General features: G+C 70.5%; 14 protein-coding genes. 2 read left to right on the top strand and 12 right to left on the bottom strand.

Annotation, left to right across the window (positions count from 1 at the left end; all coding sequences use genetic code 11):
* Positions 1–60: 60 nt before the first annotated feature.
* The gene (locus ABGB21_RS22920) at positions 61–690 is read right to left on the bottom strand and encodes a carbonic anhydrase (RefSeq protein WP_347657222.1); all 630 of its coding nucleotides are present in this window, start codon (positions 688–690) and stop codon (positions 61–63) included.
* 200 nt (positions 691–890) lie between these two features.
* The gene (locus tag ABGB21_RS22915; protein ID WP_347657221.1) at positions 891–1,394 is read right to left on the bottom strand and encodes a winged helix-turn-helix domain-containing protein; all 504 of its coding nucleotides are present in this window, start codon (positions 1,392–1,394) and stop codon (positions 891–893) included.
* Between the two features lie 332 nt (positions 1,395–1,726).
* On the opposite strand from ABGB21_RS22915, the gene ABGB21_RS22910 reads away from it, so the two are divergent.
* Positions 1,727–6,085: a S8 family serine peptidase gene (locus ABGB21_RS22910; RefSeq protein WP_347679522.1), complete on the top strand. Its 4,359-nt coding sequence runs from the start codon at positions 1,727–1,729 to the stop codon at positions 6,083–6,085.
* Between the two features lie 59 nt (positions 6,086–6,144).
* Positions 6,145–7,140, top strand: coding sequence for an L-glyceraldehyde 3-phosphate reductase (gene mgrA / locus ABGB21_RS22905; RefSeq protein WP_347657220.1), 996 nt, complete (start codon positions 6,145–6,147; stop codon positions 7,138–7,140).
* A gap of 81 nt (positions 7,141–7,221) precedes the next feature.
* Here mgrA and ABGB21_RS22900 read toward each other — a convergent pair whose 3' ends face one another.
* The 10 genes from ABGB21_RS22900 to ABGB21_RS22855 all read right to left on the bottom strand — a co-directional run bounded on the left by ABGB21_RS22900 (position 7,222) and on the right by ABGB21_RS22855 (position 14,645).
* A complete protein-coding gene (locus ABGB21_RS22900; protein ID WP_347657219.1) occupies positions 7,222–7,920 on the bottom strand; it encodes a DivIVA domain-containing protein in 699 nt (232 codons plus the stop codon).
* A complete protein-coding gene (locus ABGB21_RS22895; protein WP_347657218.1) occupies positions 7,917–9,092 on the bottom strand; it encodes a globin domain-containing protein in 1,176 nt (391 codons plus the stop codon). The genes ABGB21_RS22900 and ABGB21_RS22895 overlap by 4 nt, the downstream gene beginning before the upstream one ends.
* Before the next feature lie 2 nt (positions 9,093–9,094).
* Complete coding sequence (locus ABGB21_RS22890; protein ID WP_347657217.1) at positions 9,095–9,271, bottom strand: hypothetical protein; 177 nt, start codon at positions 9,269–9,271, stop codon at positions 9,095–9,097.
* A 211-nt stretch (positions 9,272–9,482) separates the two neighbouring features.
* Positions 9,483–10,172 carry an ElyC/SanA/YdcF family protein gene (locus ABGB21_RS22885; protein ID WP_347679520.1) on the bottom strand — a complete coding sequence of 230 codons (690 nt, stop codon included), beginning with the start codon at positions 10,170–10,172 and terminating at the stop codon, positions 9,483–9,485.
* A gap of 116 nt (positions 10,173–10,288) precedes the next feature.
* Positions 10,289–10,897 carry a MerR family transcriptional regulator gene (locus tag ABGB21_RS22880; protein ID WP_347679435.1) on the bottom strand — a complete coding sequence of 203 codons (609 nt, stop codon included), beginning with the start codon at positions 10,895–10,897 and terminating at the stop codon, positions 10,289–10,291.
* 210 nt (positions 10,898–11,107) lie between these two features.
* Positions 11,108–11,572: a bifunctional nuclease family protein gene (locus tag ABGB21_RS22875; RefSeq protein ID WP_331215150.1), complete on the bottom strand. Its 465-nt coding sequence runs from the start codon at positions 11,570–11,572 to the stop codon at positions 11,108–11,110.
* A 236-nt stretch (positions 11,573–11,808) separates the two neighbouring features.
* Entirely contained in the window at positions 11,809–12,570 is a 762-nt protein-coding gene (locus ABGB21_RS22870) for a MerR family transcriptional regulator (protein WP_347657216.1), read from the bottom strand.
* Positions 12,567–13,019: an FHA domain-containing protein gene (locus ABGB21_RS22865; protein WP_331215152.1), complete on the bottom strand. Its 453-nt coding sequence runs from the start codon at positions 13,017–13,019 to the stop codon at positions 12,567–12,569. The genes ABGB21_RS22870 and ABGB21_RS22865 overlap by 4 nt, the downstream gene beginning before the upstream one ends.
* Before the next feature lie 216 nt (positions 13,020–13,235).
* On the bottom strand, positions 13,236–13,616 hold the full coding sequence (gene gcvH / locus ABGB21_RS22860) for a glycine cleavage system protein GcvH (protein WP_347657215.1): 381 nt from the start codon (positions 13,614–13,616) through the stop codon (positions 13,236–13,238).
* A 63-nt stretch (positions 13,617–13,679) separates the two neighbouring features.
* Complete coding sequence (locus tag ABGB21_RS22855) at positions 13,680–14,645, bottom strand: DUF881 domain-containing protein (protein WP_347679433.1); 966 nt, start codon at positions 14,643–14,645, stop codon at positions 13,680–13,682.
* Between the last annotated feature and the right edge of the window lie 3 nt (positions 14,646–14,648).

Raw genomic sequence — 14,648 nt, 5'->3', positions numbered from 1 at the left:
GCCTGACCGGGCGTGTGGTGGTGTCCGCGCCGCCGGGGTGCCGACGCGGGGACGCGCCGGCTACTCCCCGGCCGACTCGGCGGCGAGCACGCTGACCCGCCCGTCGGCCAACCGGTAGAACATGCCGACCACGTCGCACCGTCCGGCGGCCACCGCGTCACCGAGTTCGGTGCCGGGCCGGGTCAGCATCTCGACGGTCCGCCGGACATGGATCATCCCGACCTCGTCGTAGTCGGTGACCTGCCGGGCGTTCGCCTGCCAGATGCTCGGGGTGACCCGCTCGGCGATCGCCCCGAGTTCCCGCCCGGGCAGCCGGGTGCCGGTCATCGCGGCGTGGGTGGCCTGGATCGCCCCGCACGAGTCGTGGCCGAGGACCACGACCAGGGGCGCGCCGAGCACCGTGACGCCGTACTCGAGACTGGCGGTGACCTCGACGCCGACGATGTGACCCGCGGTGCGGACCACGAACAGGTCACCCAACCCCCGGTCGAAGATGATCTCGGCGGCGAGCCGGGAGTCGGAGCAGCCGAACACGACCGCGAACGGCCGCTGGACGGCGGCGACCACGGCCCGGTGCTCGGCGTCCTGGTGCGGATGCACGCGGGTACCGTCGACGAACCGCGTGTTGCCGGCAAGCAGCTCGTCCAGCGCCTCGGCCGGAGTGGCGGGCCGGTTGTCCAGGTATGCCATGACGTTCCTTCCGACGGCGCCAGACTCGGCGGCAAGCGTGGTCGACAATCATCGGCGACCCGGGGCGTACCGATCAGATATCACGGTTCGTCGGAAAATCCGGGGATGACAGGGCGTCCCGTGAGCCATGGAACATCGAGCATCACAGGCTGTCCATCACCGCTACACCGCCGGTCACCGCCGGCGGGCGGATCGTCGGATCAGGCGAGACCCACCAGGCGGTAGCCGACACCACGCACCGTCTCCACCGACGGCCCGCCGTCGATCGCCGCCAGCTTGCGACGCAGCCGCTTCACCGCCGAGTGCAGGATCGACGTGTCACCGAGATACGCCCCACCCCACACCTCGGCGAACAGCCGCTCGTACGACCAGACCGTCAACGGCCGCCCGGCCAGCCGCACCAGCAGCTCCCGCTCGCGGCGGGTGGTGGTCAGCAGGTCACCCCGCCACGTCACCTGATGGGCCGCCGCGTCAACGACGAGGTCACCGAACGACACCGCCGGCGCCGGCCGGCTCTCCACCGCAGGCGGCCGGCGGTGCTCGACGGCCACCGGCGACAACGGACGGAACAGCATCGCCCGCAGCTCGTCCAGGTCGGCGCAGACCAGCACCGGCGTACGCCGGTCGACCTGCCGCACCAGCCACTCCCGGAACTTCGTGTCCGACGAGACACACACCACCAACGGCACCTCGGAACCCGTCACCGACAGTCGCCTCCCCATGGTCGGCCGGTGCCGCGGCCCTGACGTCGCACGTATCGCCGGACGCGACAGCGACTCGTCGGTTTCATGTCACCGCAACACAACGACCCAGAACATGATCAATGATTGCCCAGCCACAGTCATTGATCAAGTCCTTCCGCCCACCGAGCATGTGTGCAGGGTGTGGCGGGGAGGCGACACACAGACACGATCCACTCCCCGCACGTCCACGGCGCCCGGACAGCCCGACGCCGTACCGGAACCGGCCCACCAGGCCGAATCCGCGACCTGAGGAGGAGTACGTGGTCCATCAACACCGATCCCGGCCAGCCGGGCTGCACCGAACAGCGGCGGCGTTCGTCGCCGCCGCGTCGGCGCTCCTGGTCGGAATCGCCGCACAACCGGCCGCCGCGGCACCACCCGGCGCCGACCCCGCCGCCGTCAGCCCGGCACTACGCGCCGAACTGACCGACGGCGGCACCACCGACTTCATCGTCTACCTCAAGGACCGCGCCGACCTCAGCGCCGCCGCCAGCGCCCGGGACACCGACGCCCGCGCCGCCGGCGTCTACCGGCAGTTGACCACGACCGCCAGCCGCAGCCAGTCCGAGCTGCGCCGCCAACTCGACGCGAAGAAGATCCGCTACCAGGCGTACTGGATCGCCAACGCGCTCAAGGTCACCGGCGACGCCGCCCTGGTCGACACGATCGCCGCCGACGCCGCCGTCGAACGGATCGAGGAGATCACACACGTCCCGCTGGTCACCCCGACCGCGACCACCGCCGCCGACGCCGCCCCGCAGGCCGCCGAATGGGGCGTCACCAGCGTCAAGGCCCCCCAGGTCTGGTCCGAGTACGGCGTCCGCGGCGAAGGGATCGTGGTCGCCAACATCGACACCGGCGTCCAGTACGACCACCCGGCGCTCGCCGCCAGCTACCGCGGCAACACCGGCGGCACCGTCGAACACCACTACAACTGGTTCGACCCCACCGGACTGTGCGCCAACAACACCCCGTGTGACAACAACGGCCACGGCACCCACACGATGGGCACCATGGTCGGCGACGACGGCGCCGGCAACCAGATCGGTGTCGCACCCGCCGCGACCTGGATCGCCGCCAAGGGCTGCGAGGGCCAGTTCTGCTCCAACGCGGCCCTGCTCGCCGCCGGCCAGTTCGTCCTCGCCCCCACCGACCTCGCCGGCAACAACCCCCGCCCCGAACTGCACGCCGACATCGTCAACAACTCGTGGGGCGGAGACGGCGGCGACCTGTGGTACAAGCAGATCGTCGACGCCTGGGTCGCCGCCGGCATCTTCCCGTCCTTCGCCAACGGCAACGCCGGACCCGGCTGCAACACCGCCGGCTCCCCCGGCGACTACCCGAACTCGTACGCCGTCGGCGGCTACGACATCAACAACAACATCTACGTCAACTCCAGCCGCGGCGGCTCCGGTGTCGACGGCGCCACCAAGCCCGACATCTCCGGACCCGCGGTCAACGTCCGCTCCAGCATCCCCGGCAACAGCTACGCCGCCTTCACCGGCACCTCGATGGCCACCCCGCACCTGTCCGGCGCGGTCGCGCTGCTCTGGTCCGCGGCCCCGGCCGTACACGGCGACATCACCGCCACCCGGGCCCTGCTCGACGAGACCGCGATCGACGTCGACTCCACCGGCTGCGGCGGCACCGTCGACGACAACAACAACTTCGGTGAGGGACGCCTCGACGCGTACGAGGCCGTCACCCTCGCCCCGCGCGGTGAGACCGGCACCATCGTCGGCACCGTCACCGCCGCCGACGGCGGCACCCCGGTCGCCGGCGCCACCGTCGACCACGGCACCCGCTCCACCACCACCGACGCGACCGGCCGCTACCAGGTCCGGGTCCCCGCCGGCGAGGTCGAACTGACCGTCTCCGCGTACGGCTACCACAGCCGCACCGCGACCGTCACCGTCGTCAACGGCGAAACCTCGACCGAGGACTTCGCCCTCGTCTCCGCCGCCGCGGTCACCGTCTCCGGCACCGTCACCGACGGCTCCGGACACGGCTGGCCGCTCTACGCCCGTGTCCAGGTCAGCGGCCGCCCCGGCGACCCCGTCCACACCAACCCGGTCACCGGCGAATACACCGTCGAGGTGCCGGCGAACGCCACCTACACCGTCACCACCACCCCGGTCTACCCGGCCTACCAGACGGTGAGCACCGAGGTCACCGTCGGCGACACCGGCGCCACCGTCGACGTCGCGGTCCCCGTCGACGCCGGCTGCACCGCCACCGGCTACGCCGTCGACTACGGCGACCCGGTCGTCGCCGAGTCCCTCGACGGCACCGACCCGCCGCAGGGCTGGACGGTCGTCAACCACACCCCGCACGGCGGCTGGAGCTTCACCGACCCCGGCTCGCGCGGCAACAACACCGGCGGCAGTGGCCGCTTCGCCATCGCCGACAGCGACACCGCCGGCAGCGGCACCAGCCTCGACACCGAACTCGTCACCCGGCCGCTGGACCTGACCGGCGTACCGAACCCGGTCCTGCGGTTCAACAGCGACTACAACGGGTTCGGCAACGGCGGCGCCGACGTCGACGTCTCCACCGACGGCGGCACCACCTGGACCAACCTCAGCCGCTGGACCACGGCCAGCCGCCGCGGCCCGGTCGTCGAGGAACTTGCCCTCACCGGCGCCGGCGGCGCCGCTGACGTCCGCGTCCGGTTCCACTACACCGGCAGCTTCGCCTGGTGGTGGCAGCTCGACAACATCAGCATCGTCAACCGGGCCTGCGAACCGGTCCCCGGCGGACTCGTCGTCGGCACCACCACCGACCGCAACACCGGCGGCGGCGTCAACGGCGTCACCGTCGCCAGCGTCACCGACCCGGCCGACACGGCCGTCTCCGCCGCCACCCCGGCCGACCCGGCCCTCGGCGACGGCTTCTACTGGCTCTTCACCGACCAGGTCGGCAGCCAACAGTTCACCGCCACCCGGGGCGGCTACCAGCCGGCGACCCGGTCCGTCACCGTCACCGCCGACCGCGTCACCGACGCCGACCACACCCTGACCGCCGGCCGGGTCACCCTGACCGGCACCGTCGAGACCACCCAGCAGTACGGGAAGTCCCGCACCGCCACGGTCACCGTCCGCAACACCGGCAGCGCCCCGGCGACCGTGCAGATGCTGGAACGCGCCGGCGACTTCAGCCTCCTCGGCCGGGCCGGGGCACCGCTGGTCGAACACTGGGTCAAGGGCATCAGCCCGGCCCAGACCGGCCGGCCCGTCACCGGCACCAGCCCGGCGGCCGCCGTCACCGCGGCGGCCGACACCTGGACCAACGTCGCCAACCTCCCCGTCAACCTGTACGACAACGCGACCGCCACCGTCGACGACAGGGTGTACTCGGTCGGCGGCGGCACCGACGTCGGCCACCACACCCGGGCCTGGGCGTACGACCCCGCCGACGGCACCTGGGACGCCCTGCCGAACCTGCCGACCGGCCGGGCCCGCCCCTCCGCCGTCGAACTCGGCGGCAAGCTGTACGTCTTCGGCGGCTGGGCACCCGGCGGCACCCCGGTCAACACCGTCGACGTGTTCGACCCGGCGGCCGGCACCTGGAGCACCCTGCCGACGACCAACCCGACACCCGCCGCGGCCGCCGGCACCGCCGTCGCCGACGGCAAGGTGTACCTGGTCGGCGGCTGCCTCACCAACACCTGCGCCGAATCCGACAAGGTGGTCGTCTTCGACGCCGCCACCGGCACCTTCGGCCAGGTGGCCGGCTACCCGCACAGCACGTCGTGGATGTCCTGCGGCGGCGTCGGCGGCAAGGTCTACTGCGGCGGCGGCCTCTCCGGCGACACCGCCGTCACCGACGCCTGGGTGTACGACCCGGCCGGCGACAGCTGGACCCGGCTGCCGGACCTGCCGCTCGACCTGTGGGGTTCGGCGTACACGGCGGCCAGCGGCCTGCTGGTCATCAGCGGTGGCGTGACGAACAACTCCAACACCATCACCAACCGGTCGATCGCCTACGACCCGGTCACCGGAGCCTGGACCGACCTGCCCAACGCCCAGTTGGCGGTCTACCGGGGCGCCGGCGCCTGCGGGGTGTACAAGGTCGGCGGCATGGTGCAGCCGTGGACCGGCACCCCCAGGGCCGAACAGCTCGCCGGACTCGACGAGTGCGGCAACGTCGGCGACCTGCCGTGGCTGTCCGCCAACCCCGCCGAGTTCACCCTCGAGCCGGGCGCGTCCCGGACGGTGCAGGTCACCCTGACCGCCACCGCCGAGGCCGGCGTCACCCAACCCGGCACCCTCACCGCCGGTCTGACCGCCGCCGCGAACACCCCGTACACCGCCCCCGAGGTCGACGTGACGATGCTGGTCACGCCGCCGAACAACTGGGGCAAGGTGCGGGGCGCCGTCACCTCGGAGCCGTGCACCGGCGCACCCGCCCGGCTCAAGGCGACGGTCCGGCTGGTCAACCTCGCCGACCCGTCGATCGGCTACACGATCGTCGCGGACTCCGCCGGGGCATACGCCTACTGGCTGCCCCAGGGCCGCTACGACGTGATCGTCGCCAAGGACGGCTGGCTGCCGGAGACGCTGCGGCACCGGGTCACCGCCGGCGTCACCGAGACGCTGGACTTCGGTCTGGCACCGCTGGTGCCCTGCGGCACCCGGGCGACCGGCATCTGACCGGCCGCCGACCGTGGTCCCGGGCCATCGGCCACCAGCAGCGGCATAGTCTGTGGATCGTGACCTACGTTGCCGCGGATGACCGCTACGACACGATGACCTACCGCCGGACCGGCCGCAGCGGCCTCCACCTGCCCGCGATCTCGCTCGGCCTGTGGCACAACTTCGGCGACGCCCGCCCCTGGCAGACCCAGCGGGACATCTGCCGACGCGCCTTCGACCTCGGCGTCACCCACTTCGACCTGGCCAACAACTACGGCCCGCCGCCCGGCACCGCGGAGTCGAACTTCGGCCGGATCCTCGCCACCGACCTCGCCCCCTACCGCGACGAGCTGGTCATCTCCACCAAGGCCGGCTACCGGATGTGGCCCGGCCCGTACGGCGAATGGGGATCGCGCAAGTACCTCGTCTCCTCCCTCGACCAGTCACTGCGCCGGCTGGGACTCGACCACGTCGACATCTTCTACCACCACCGCCCCGACCCGGACACCCCGATCGAGGAGACGATGACCGCCCTCGACGCCGTCGTCCGGGCCGGCAAGGCCCACTACGTCGGCCTGTCGAACTACAACTCGGCCCAGACCGCACAGGCCGCCGCGATCCTCGCCGACCTCGGCACCCCGCTGCTGATCCACCAACCGTCGTACTCGATGCTCAACCGCTGGACCGAGGCCGACCACCTGCTCGACACCCTCGAACAGGTCGGCGCCGGCTGCATCGCCTACAGCCCCCTCGCCCAGGGCGTGCTCACCGACCGCTACCTCGACGGCATCCCGGCCGACTCCCGCGTCCGCACCAGCGTCTTCCTCAACGAGAGCGACCTCACCGACTCGACGATGGCCACCGTACGGGCCCTGCACGACATCGCCACCCGCCGCGGCCAGACCCTGGCCCAGCTGGCACTCGCCTGGGCGCTGCGGGACCCCCGGATGACCAGCCTCATCATCGGCGCCAGCAGCGTCACCCAACTGGAGACCAACGTCGCCGCCCTGGACAACCTCACCCTCACCGACGCCGAACTGACCGAGATCGAAAGCCACCTCGGCGCCGCCTGACCACACCGGTGGGCCGGGCGACCTCGCCCGGCCCACCGACGCCCCACACGATCCGGGTCCGCGCCAACCGGCGGACCGGCCTCAGCGTCCGGGACTCGGACGCGGCGACAACGCCGGCCGGTCACCGGCCGCCGCCGCGACCCCCGGCCCCGCCTCCCGGACGATCCGGTCCATCGTCCGCGCCAGATGCTCACTGCCGTCGTCGAGATGCCGGGCCGCCGCCTGCATGTGCGAGATCATCATCTCGCCGAAGATCCGCAACGCCTCCCGGGTCGCGACCGTGTCGTCGAACGTCGCCCCCGCCGACGCCCGATACTCCTGCACCGCCCGCTCCGCCTCGTTACGGGCCTCCTCCGCCGCCGCCCGCAGATAGTTCTCGTACTGCGTCCGCGCGTACTCGGCGACCCGCCGGGCATAGTCGTGCGCCTGGGCGATAATCTGCTCCGCCTCCCGCTGCGCCGCCGACAGCAGATTCACCTCCTTCGGCCCCGGCAACTGCGCCACACCACTGGCACTCGGCAACACCCCGTGCCGATGCAACTCCACCCGGTCCTGCAGCCGCTCGTTCTCCGCCCGCAGATCCGCCAACTGGGACGCCAACAGATCCAACTCGTCGGCCACCTGATGCCGGAACCGGTCCACGTCCCGGTCGTCGTACCCCCGCCGGGTGAACGACGACGACGAGAACTCCCACCGCCGCACCCGGTCCGCGGTCAACCGGACGCGCTGGCCGGTCACCGCGGTGGCCCGGTCGTACTCGCTGATCGGGCTGACGCTCACTGCGCACCTCCATCTGCCGGCCTCTGCTCCTGCCCGGCACCGACCCGCCGCCCCGGCGAATACCACTGCCCACCCAGCGCCTCGTAGTGCACCTGCCCCGCGTGGAAACCCGCCTGGGCCAACCCACTGACCGCACTCGACACCATCAGATCCGAGCCGCAGAGGAAGACGTGCCGTCCGCGCCAGTCACCCTCGGCCAGTACCCGGTCCACCACCTGCGTGAACTCACCCGGCCGGGCCGGATCCGCGTTCACCACGTACGACACCCGCAGCCACGGACACGCCGCGGCAAGCTTCTCCAACGCGTCGACGTCGTAGAACTCCGTACGGGACCGGGCACCGACAAACAGGTCGACCCGCCGGCCACCACCCTCCGCCGCCACCTGCTCCACCAGCGCCTTCAACGGCGCCAGACCGGTACCGTTGCCGATCAACAGCAGGTCACCCGCCCCCGCCTGGCGCAACGTCAACCGCTCCCCCACCGGAGCCGCCAGATGCACCTGATCACCGACACTCGTGCCGTACACCAGCCGAGAACTGACCGCCCCACCCGGAGCCGCCCGCACGTGCAACTCGATCGTGCCGTCGGACCGGGGCGCGTTCGCCGGCGAGTAGTACCGCCACGCCCGGGTCGCCGGACTCGACACCCCGATCGACTGCCCCGGCTCGAACGGCAACAGATACTGCGGACGCAGCGTCAACACCGCCACGTCGAACGTCCGGGGCTCGTGCGCCACCACCTCGCCGACCCACCACGGCGGGCTGACGTTCTCCGCCGCCGAAGCGCCGTCCACCATCACCTTCGCGACCAGCCCGTACGCCGCCGCCCAGTCCTGGGACAAGTCCTCGGACCAGTGCTCGGCGAGAAAATGCCGCAACGTTGCCAGCAGCGCCTCCCCGACCGCCGGATAGTGCTCCGGCCGCACCGCGAACTTGCGGTGGTCCGCACCGAGCGACTGCAGGAACCCGACAAGCTGCTCCACCTGGTCCACATGCGAGACGATGTGACCCAACGCGGTCACCAGCCGGTCCCGCTGACCCGCCATGTTCGTCGGGAACATCTGCCGGGTCTCGGGATGGGCGAGAAACAGAGTCGAATAGAAATAGAGCGGCACCTGATCCCCGTGCGCGGCGACCATCTGCCAGCTCTGCTTGAGACGGGCGACGTCCACGATCAGACGCCCGCCACCATGCCGGCCGACACCCGGCCGCAGGACAGCCACACGGCCTGCCTGACCGCCGCCGCCCCACCGATCCGTCCGTGGTACGACGGCTGCGGGGCCCTGCCGTCGCGGACGGTGCTGACGTCGGTCGCCGACGGCGACACGACGCTGTCCTGTGGTTCCGTCACGGTCATCCTTCCAGCGCGAGACGGGTCGCGCGGCGCGGGGTCGCTGACACACAACTCGGCCCACCCGGCGACCGCCGCCGAGCGGCACTGGGAGGGAACACTACCGCGCCCACCCGTACCGTGTCATCAAACCCGAATCGGGTCTTCCGTACAGTTGTTCGTCAACAACTGTCGATACCCGCTGCCCACACCGACCATCCACCCACGACGGTCACCCCCGCAACGCGTCCCGGACACCCCACTCCGGCCGCCCCAGAAACACCGGATCACGACCACTCACCACGTCGTACACCGCCTTCACCGCCGCGAACCGGTCCCGGAACGCACCCCACGCCCAAGCCCGCTCGAACCGACGCACGCTCTGATCCCCGACCCCCACCGCGTCAACCCCCACCCGCCGACACACCGCAACCGCCCGATCAATGTGGAAACCCTGCGTCACCACCACCGCCCGCTCCACCCCGAAAATCCGCCGCGCCCGCAGACACGAGTCATAGGTGTCGAAACCCGCATGGTCCTCGACCACCTGCCCCGCCGGCACCCCCCGGTCGACCAGCCACCGCCGCATCGCACCCGGCTCGTCGTAGTCCCACCGCCGATGATCCCCGGAAACCAGGATCACCCGAACCTTCCCGGCCGCCCACAACTGTCTGGCCAACCCCAACCGGGCCGCCAGAAACGGCGACGGCGAACCATCCGGATACACCTGCGCCCCGAGCACCAACGCCACCGGCGCCGCCGGAACCCCCGCCACGTCGTAGACGTACCCCTGCGCCGACCGACGCACCCACATCCCGCTGCCGACCACCAGCGCCGCCGACAACAGCACCACCACCAGCGTCAACACCAGAATCCGCCGCCGCCAACGGCGACCCCGGTCAGGCGGCACCAACGACACCATCTCAGCCACACAGCCGATTATCCGGTCACACGCCGCAGCCGGCCCCCCGTGGAGCAACCCCCAGGCGAACAACAGAACACCCCACCCGGGCCGCACGGTCCACCAGGCGGCGACGATCAACCAGCCCGACGCCGCGCCCGACGCGCCGCCAACTCGTCCCCGGCCCCCGGCCCGTCCTCAACCGACACCGGCAACTCACCCGCCGGCTCCGCCGGCAGATGCGACAACGAACCCTGGATCTCCTTGAACGCCCCACCGATCGCGATCCCGAAAACCCCCTGCCCACCCTGCAGAAGGTCAACAACCTCCTCCGGCGACCGGCACTCGTACACCGTCGTCCCGTCCGAGATCAGCGTGATACCCGCCAGATCCGCCACCCCACGCGACCGCAACGTCTCAATCGCCCGACGAATGTTCTGCAACGACACACCGGCGTCCAACAACCGCTTCACGACCTTCAACACCACCAGGTCACGAAACGAATACAGCCGCTGCGTCCCCGAACCCGACGCGTCCCGCACACTCGGCACCACCAGACCGGTACGCGCCCAGTAATCCAACTGCCGGTAACTGATGCCCACGGCATGACACGCCGTCACACCCCGATAGCCGACCGCACCATCCTCCACCGACGAACCAGCAACTCCACCGTCCGCCAGCGCACGCCCCTCCACCAGACGCTGATGATCTGACACACCCGGATCAGGGTCCCGCGACTCAAGCATCGGACAACCTCCCCGCCCGTGCGGTGACACGTCGTTTCCGGGACGCGCACCCCTCGACACGCCAACCCTATAGCCCGGCTGGAGGGTTACCCCGCAGAAGAAGCCACGACACGCCGCACCGCAGCCGTCACCCCACGCGCACCCCACCGCGAACACCGGAAACAACACCGAACCCGGCCAGACACGACCGGGCAACAGACCACCCGAGGGTCAGCCCGCGAAATCCTCCGGACGCACCTGCTCCAGGAACTCCCGGAACCGCTCCACCTCGTCCTCCTGCTCATCCGGAATCACGATGCCCGCCTCCGACAGCACCTGCTCCGCACACCGGATCGGCGCACCCACCCGCAACGCCAACGCGATCGAATCACTCGGCCGAGCCGACACCCGCACCCCGTCACCGATCAACAGATCCGCGTAGAAGACGTTCTCCTTCAACTCGACAATCTCCACCGCCCGCAACGGCGCCTGCAACGCGGCCAGGATGTCCCGCAGCAGATCATGCGTCAACGGTCGCGCCGGCTTGACCCCCTGCTGCTCATACGCGATCGCCGTAGCCTCCACCGCACCTATCCAGATCGGCAGGTAACGGTCGCCCTCGACCTCCCTGAGCAACACGATCGGCTGGTTCGTGGGCAACTCCACCCGAACCCCGACCACGCTCAGCTCGCGCACCGCAGCCTCCGTGTCGTCGTCGTCTTCCCACCACCGACGAACGGCGACAGACAACTCCACCGCCAACGCCGGCATGCCCCTGCCCTGCACGGTACACGGACCGGGATACCGACGCCCCACGCGCGCCGCCCACCCCGCCGCACCCACCAGGGCTTACCCCCGGAAGCCTACGCCACGCCCACCGCCACAGATCTTTCCCGCCACCCCGACCAACCCACACCACCGCCGACCACCCGTCAGCGACCCACCGTCCCCCGCAACCCCACCCGCACCAACGCGGCATGCAACTGCTGCGACAACCCCACCAACTCCCGCGCCACCTCCGCCGCCCGAGCCCGCGCCGCCGGATCACTCTGCCGCACCAACGGCGCCACCAACTGCGCGAACAACCCCACCTCGCGGTCCGCCGCCGTCCGGTAACCCCGCAGATGCCGCGGCTCCAGGCCATAACCCGCCAACCCCGCCACCGCCCGCGCGATCAACAACGCGTCCCCGTCATACCAACCCGGCGGATGGGACACCACCAACCCCATCCGCTCCAACTCCGCCAACAACGACTCGTCAATGCCGCTCCGCGACACCAACTCGCCCCGACCCAACCGACCATCCGACGACTCGACAACCGGCTCCCGGCCCGGCACCTCACCATCCGGCCCCACCGCCACCAACGACGGACGCGGCCGCTCCGGCCCCGGCAACCCCTCCCGATCCGCCTCCGCCAACTGCTCACGGATCACCCGCAACGGCAGATACTGGTCACGCTGAGCGGTCAACACGAACCGCAACCGCGCCACGTCATCCCAGCTGTACTTCCGATAACCCGCCGGGGTGCGCTGCGGCTCCACCAGACCCTCGGACTCGAGAAAGCGCAGCTTCGAAATCGTCGTGTCGGGAAACTCCACCCGTAGCTGCGCCAGCACCTCACCGATACTCATCAGTGGCTGGCCCCGAGCGGCCGCCCCCGCCCCGGGAACAGCCGCCGCCGCGCGCTCACTCACCCCCGGAAGGCCCCCTCCTCCGCACGCGGACCAGCGATGAACACCAGCCGGAACTTACCGACCTGCACCTCATCACCATTACTGAGCGTCGCCGCCTCGACCCGCTCCCGATTCACGTACGTACCGTTCAAACTCCCGACATCCCGAACAGTGAACGTACCGCCGTCCCGATGGAACTCAGCATGACGACGCGACACCGTCACATCGTCCAGGAAAATGTCACTGTCCGGATGCCGCCCACTCGTCGTCACGTCATGGTCCAACAGGAACCGGGCACCCGCGTTCGGACCCCGGCGTACCACGAGCAGCGCCATACCCGGCGGCAACGAGCCCGACATGCGGCTCGGCACCACATCGGTCTCCGGGCCCTCCAGCATCTCGTCGAGCGAGCCAAGGTTGAGCGTCGACGTGACGTCGAGTGGGGGGAACTCGTCGTCTGGGCGCGTCATTCAGGACCACCTCACGGATCTGTTCGGTCGGCGTCGGGTGTGACGGGTCTGGCCGCCGGGCCGTCTCCGAGCCCAGCGGCTGGCTCCCCCGTGCCCGGGAAGGCAATTCCGCAACGCGCAACTATTTGGTTCTCGGTCGACTGGGCGAGCCTAGCCAGCGCCGAAAAACAGAGCAACCGGACGCGCGGACACAACCACACGCCGGCCTCACCGCCATCAGCTCCCGGTCAGCTCCTGGTACGCCTCCGCACTGAGCAACCCGGCCACCGCGGCCGGATCACTCGGCGCAAGCTGAACCAACCAGCCCGCCCCGTACGGGTCGGTGTTGATTACCTCAGGAGTATCAACCAACTGATCATTACGCGCCACCACCGTACCGCTCACCGGCGCGTACAACTCCGACACACTCTTGGTCGACTCGACCTCGCCGAACGACTCCCCGGCCTCCACCGCCGCCCCCACCTCGGGCAGCTGCACGTACACAATGTCACCCAACGCGTCCTGCGCGAAGTGGGTGATGCCCACCCGCACCGGCCCACTACCGTCACCCGCCACCCACTCGTGCTCGGCGGTGTAGCGCAGCTCCTCAGGAATCACCAGACGCGTCCTTCTCCATCGCACCGATCCACCAGGCCGGACCACCCGACCCGGCAACGCCGGTCACGAGACCGGTCGCGCATACTGCAGGTCCTTCTGCGGGCTCACAGCCGTCACCTCGACCACGTCCCGCTCCTCGATCGTCACGTTACCGCCGTCGCCACCAACCGACGCCACCACCCCGCCCGGGATGTTCAACGCGGTCCGCATCGTCGTCGGATCACCCACCACCAGGATCGTGTACGGCCCGACAAGGCGCCGCCCACCCACCGAAATCCCACCGTCGGCATCAAGAAAGTACGTCGACGCCACAATCCGCACCGCGGCACCGTCACCACCGGTGATCTGCATCGCCTCACCACCCGCGCCACGCAACTCCTGCACCGCGTCCAGCACCCGCGACGCCGCGATCGGCTTACCCACCGACCGGAACGTCACCGCCAACCCCGGACCCCGCACCGGCAACGTCCCCGCCAACACCCCCAACTCGTCCGCCCGGCGGGTCGCCTCGTCCAACGCCGCCTGCTGACCCTCGGCCCCGGAACTCAGCTGCCGCTGACTCTCCTCCAACCCGGCGATGTCCTGCCGGACCCGTTCCTCCTGCGCGTCCAGATCCGACAGGATCCGTACCAGATCCTCCTGCCGGGCCGACTCCAACGACGCGTCCGTCGAATTCGTCCGCAACTGCACCACCAGCGTGAACCCCAGCACCGCCAACAGCACCGCGATCATCACGCTCGCCGAACTGAACCGCGACCGACCGGCCGCCCCGGGCACCGCCGCCTGGGCCACCGACTCCCCGCCCACGGCCTCCGCCCGGTCCGCCGACCCGAGCGGCACCGTCACCTCGCCGGCGCTGACCGGCACCGTCACCTCGGCATCCGACCCGACGTCACCGGACGGCGACACCACACCATCGGCGGAGCCCACCGCATCCGGACCCGACACCACACCGTCCACACCCACCGACCCGACGGAATCCCCCGACCCCGTCGGACCACCGACGTCGCCCTCGCCCTTCTCCACCATCGT

Source organism: Plantactinospora sp. B24E8, assembly GCF_039871735.1.
Lineage (GTDB): Bacteria > Actinomycetota > Actinomycetes > Mycobacteriales > Micromonosporaceae > Plantactinospora.
Note: the sequence above shows the minus strand (reverse complement) of the source record. Positions and strands in the feature narration are given on the sequence as shown.

Excerpts from the sequence above, each read along its gene's own strand:
- ABGB21_RS22920 (WP_347657222.1), bottom strand. The coding sequence starts at position 690 with ATGGCATACCTGGACAACCGGCCCGCCACTCCGGCCGAGGCGCTGGAC.
- ABGB21_RS22865 (WP_331215152.1), bottom strand. The coding sequence starts at position 13,019 with ATGACGCGCCCAGACGACGAGTTCCCCCCACTCGACGTCACGTCGACG.
- ABGB21_RS22855 (WP_347679433.1), bottom strand. The coding sequence starts at position 14,645 with ATGGTGGAGAAGGGCGAGGGCGACGTCGGTGGTCCGACGGGGTCGGGG.
- ABGB21_RS22880 (WP_347679435.1), bottom strand. The coding sequence starts at position 10,897 with ATGCTTGAGTCGCGGGACCCTGATCCGGGTGTGTCAGATCATCAGCGT.
- ABGB21_RS22885 (WP_347679520.1), bottom strand. The coding sequence starts at position 10,172 with ATGGTGTCGTTGGTGCCGCCTGACCGGGGTCGCCGTTGGCGGCGGCGG.